At 70.6% G+C, this 4733-nt stretch carries 2 protein-coding genes; one reads left to right on the top strand and one right to left on the bottom strand.

Features of this window, described 5'->3' with window-relative positions:
- Positions 1-1808, bottom strand: a 1808-nt coding sequence (locus PROKR_RS21670) for a proton-conducting transporter transmembrane domain-containing protein (RefSeq protein WP_281171746.1), incomplete at its 3' end; no start/stop codon positions are given.
- Between the two features lie 309 nt (positions 1809-2117).
- Between PROKR_RS21670 and secA the strand changes: the two genes are divergently transcribed.
- Positions 2118-4733: preprotein translocase subunit SecA (secA, locus tag PROKR_RS21665; protein ID WP_245605923.1), on the top strand; the 2616-nt coding region annotated here is incomplete at its 3' end.

Raw genomic sequence — 4733 nt, 5'->3', positions numbered from 1 at the left:
CCCGCGGCGTCGGTCGCGACGGGCAGGCCGCCCGGCTCGCCGACCAGGCCGAGCGCGAGCGCGAGCCCGGGCCCCACGGCGAGCGTCACGAGGATGACACCCAGGTAGAAGGGCAGGGAGCCGCGCTGCGTGCCGGCCGTGACGTCGCTGGCGAGGCGGTCGAGCTTGCGCATGAACCGTCGGTAGAGCACGTCGGCGCCGTCGGGGGACCACAGCGAGTCCTGGAACCGCTCGATCCGTGCGCGCTGCCAGAACGCGAGGCCGCCGGCCAGGAACACGGCGACGGTGATCGCGAGGGCGGGCGTGAACCCCTCCCAGAGCGCGAGGTGGCCGGGCTCGCCGGCAGGGTAGGTGTTCGCGTACGGGGCCAGGAGCTCCTGACCGACCTGGGGCACGAGGGCCACGACCAGGCCGAGGACGCCCAGGACCAGCGGCGGCGCGACCATCCAGAACGGCTGCGGGTGCACGGTGCCGGGCGCGGCCTCCTGCTCCGGGAGCTCGGCCGTGGCCGGCAGGCGGGGCTTGAACGCGCCCCAGAGGAAGCGCAGCCCGTACGCGACGGTGAGGGCCGAGCCCACGGCGACGACGACGGTCATCACGCGACCCAGCACGTCGCCGTCGTGCTCCCAGGCCACCAGTGCCGCCTCCTTGGCGACGTAGCCGGCGAACGGTGGCAGGCCGATCATCGACGCTGTCGCCAGCGTCGCGGCCAGGGCCGTGACGGGCAGCCGGCGTGCGACGCCGGCGAGCTTGCGCAGGTCACGGGTTCCGGTCGCGGCGTCGACCACGCCGACCACGAGGAACAGCGACGCCTTGAACATGGCGTGCGCGCCGAGCAGCGCCAGGCCGGCGAGCGCGGTGGCCCGCGTGCCGTAGCCGAGCAGCAGCGTGAGGAGCCCGAGCTGGGATACCGTGCCGAACGCGAGGACCAGCTTGAGGTCGTGCTGCTTCAGCGCGCGGTACCCGCCGAGCAGCAGCGTGGTGCCACCGAGCACGAGCACGACGACGCGCCACGCCGTCAGGTCCGAGAACGCGGGCGCGAACCGGGCCACCAGGTAGATGCCGGCCTTCACCATGGCGGCCGCGTGCAGGTAGGCGGACACGGGCGTGGGCGCGGCCATCGCGGCGGGCAGCCAGAAGTGCGTGGGCACCAGGGCGGACTTGGTGGCCGCCCCGGCCAGCAGACACACCACGGCGATGGTCACCGCGGGCCCGGCCGGCGGGTCGGCGATGACGGCCGACATGCTCCAGGTGCCGGCGGTGACCCCGAGCACGACCACGCCGACCAGCATCGCGAGGCCGCCCGCGGTGGTCACCACGAGCGCCTGCATGGCCGCCCGGCGCGACGACGTGCGGTCGGCGTAGTGCCCGATCAGGAGGTAGGAGAACACCGTGGTGAGCTCCCAGAACACGAACAGCAGGAGCATGTCGTCGGCGGTGACGAGGCCGGCCATCGAGCCGGCGAAGGCCACGAGGAACCCACCGAACCGGCCCAGGCCGCGCGCGTCGCGGGCGAAGTAGGCGCTGCAGTACAGCAGCACGAGGGCGCCGACCGCCCCGACCACCAGCAGCATCAGCCAGGACAGCGAGTCGAGCCGTAGGTCGACGGCGAGGCCGAGCGCCGGGATCCACTCCACGCGTTCCGTGGGCGTGCGGCCGGCGAAGACCGCAGACGTCTGGGACAGGGCATACGCAGCGGCCCCGGCGGGACCGAGGGCCAGCACCCAGAAGGCGCGTCGTCCGAGGCGGGCGAAGAGTGCGGGCGCGGCAAGGGCCAGGACGCCGTGGGCGAGGAGTACCGGAAGCACGTCCGTTCCGTCCTGTCAGGGCTCGGGGACAGGACGTCGTGCCAGGGGCGCCGGGTGCGGGACCCGGGTCGAGCACTGGACGGCATGCCGCGCGAGCGCGGGCGGGTGGGCGATGTGACCACCCTATCCGGTGTCGGTCTCCGGTTCGTCAGGGAGAGATCAAGGCTGCCTCAGGAACCGCATGCTTCCCGTGATCGTTACCCCGAGAGCGAACCGTGCCGGTCCGCCGTCCGCTTCGGGCCACCCGCTCAGGTTTACGGCCTACGATGGGCGACGGCGAAAACTCGACGACGACCTGGGAGAACCCGCGTGTCCATCCTCGACAAGGTCCTTCGCATCGGCGAAGGACGTGTCCTGAAGAAGCTGCACAACGTGGCTGAGCAGGTCAATCGCTTGGAGCCCAGCTTCGTCGAGCTCAGCGACACCGAGCTCCGGGAGGAGACGGCCCGGTTCCGGGAGCGTCTCGAGCACGGTGCCACCCTGGACGAGCTGATGCCGGAGGCGTTCGCGGCGATCCGCGAGGCCGCCCGCCGCACGCTCGGCCAGCGGCACTTCGACGTGCAGATCATGGGTGGTGCGGCGCTGCACCTCGGCAACATCGCCGAGATGCGCACCGGTGAGGGCAAGACGCTGGTGGCCACGACCGCCGCGTACCTCAACGCCCTGTCGGGTGACGGCGTGCACGTCATCACCACCAACGACTACCTGGCCAAGTACCAGGGCGAGCTGATGGGCCGCGTCTTCCGGTTCATGGGCCTGACCACGGGCGTCATCCTGTCGGGCCAGACGCCGGCGCAGCGTCGCGAGATGTACGCCGCCGACATCACCTACGGGACGAACAACGAGTTCGGCTTCGACTACCTGCGCGACAACATGGCCTGGTCCACGGACGACCTGGTGCAGCGCGGGCACAACTTCGCCATCGTCGACGAGGTGGACTCCATCCTCATCGACGAGGCCCGTACGCCGCTGATCATCTCCGGCCCCGCGGCCGGCGACGCGAACCGCTGGTACACGGAGTTCGCGAAGGTCGTGCTCCGCCTGGTCCCGACGGTGGACTACGAGGTGGACGAGAAGAAGCGCACGGTCGGCGTGCTGGAGCCGGGCATCGCGAAGATCGAGGACTACCTCGGCATCGACAACCTGTACGAGTCGCTGAACACGCCGCTGATCGGCTTCCTGAACAACGCCATCAAGGCCAAGGAGCTGTTCAAGCGGGACAAGGACTACGTCGTGCTGAACGGCGAGGTCATGATCGTCGACGAGCACACCGGCCGTATCCTCGCCGGCCGTCGCTACAACGAGGGCATGCACCAGGCCATCGAGGCCAAGGAGGGTGTGGAGATCAAGGCGGAGAACCAGACGCTCGCCACGATCACCCTCCAGAACTACTTCCGCCTGTACGGCAAGCTCTCGGGCATGACCGGTACGGCCGAGACCGAGGCCGCCGAGTTCCAGGGCACCTACAAGCTCGGCGTGGTCCCGATCCCGACGAACAACCCGCCGCAGCGTCTGGACCAGCCCGACCTCGTCTACAAGAACGAGGACGGGAAGTTCAACGCCGTGGTGGCGGACATCGTGGAGCGGCACGCCTACGGCCAGCCGGTCCTGGTGGGTACCACCAGCGTCGAGAAGTCCGAGCTGCTCAGCGCCAAGCTGAAGAAGGCCGGCGTGCCGCACAACGTGCTCAACGCCAAGGAGCACGAGCGCGAGGCCTCCGTCGTGGCGATGGCGGGCCGCAAGGGCGCCGTCACGGTCGCCACGAACATGGCCGGCCGTGGTACCGACATCATGCTCGGCGGCAACGCCGAGCACCTCGCCGTGAGCGAGCTCGCCGAGCGTGGCCTCGACCCCGTCGAGACGCCGGAGGAGTACGAGGCGGCCTGGCCCGAGGCGCTGGAGAAGGCCAAGGCCCGCGTCGCCGCCGAGCACGACGAGGTGAAGGCCGCCGGCGGCCTGTACGTGCTGGGCACCGAGCGGCACGAGTCCCGCCGCATCGACAACCAGCTCCGCGGCCGTTCCGGCCGCCAGGGCGACCCGGGGGAGTCCCGGTTCTACCTGTCGATGCAGGACGACCTGATGCGGCTGTTCAACTCCGGCCTCGCCGAGTCGATGATGAACCGCGCCGGCTTCCCGGACGACATGCCGCTCGAGTCCAAGATGGTCACGCGCGGCATCATGTCCGCGCAGGGCCAGGTCGAGGCGCGCAACTTCGAGATCCGCAAGAACGTCCTCAAGTACGACGACGTCCTGTCCCGCCAGCGCACCGTCATCTACGCCGAGCGCCTGCGCGTGCTCGAGGGCGAGGACATGCGCGAGCAGGTGCAGCACTTCCTCACGGACACGATCACCGAGTACGTCACCAACGCCACCGCCGAGGGCAGCCCGGAGCAGTGGGACCTGGACGCCCTGTGGACGGCCCTGAAGGCCGTCTACCCGGTGTCGCTGACGCCGGAGGAGATCGCCGACGAGGCGGGCGGCATGGACCGCGTCACCAGCGACATGCTGCTGGAGGAGATCCTGTCCGACGCGCGCGTGGCCTACCAGGCCCGCGAGGACGAGCTCTCGCCGCCGGCCATGCGGCAGCTCGAGCGCCGCGTGGTGCTCTCCGTGCTGGACCGCAAGTGGCGCGAGCACCTCTACGAGATGGACTACCTCAAGGAGGGCATCGGGCTGCGCGCCATGGCGCAGCGCGACCCGCTGGTCGAGTACCAGCGCGAGGGCTTCCAGCTCTTCCAGGCGATGACGGACGCCATCAAGGAGGAGTCGGTCGGGTTCCTGTTCAACCTCGAGGTCACGGTCCAGCAGCCCGACGCCGAGCAGGCCACGGACGGCGGTTCCGAGCTGCCCGCGGCCGCGCCGGTGCCGCCTCGGGGACGCCTGGGCACGGGCCAGCCGGACGCCCCGCCGACCACGAGGTTGAAC

The sequence above is a fragment of the Promicromonospora kroppenstedtii DSM 19349 genome (assembly GCF_000515355.1).
Lineage (GTDB): Bacteria > Actinomycetota > Actinomycetes > Actinomycetales > Cellulomonadaceae > Promicromonospora > Promicromonospora kroppenstedtii.
This window is presented reverse-complemented; position numbering and strand designations above follow the sequence as displayed.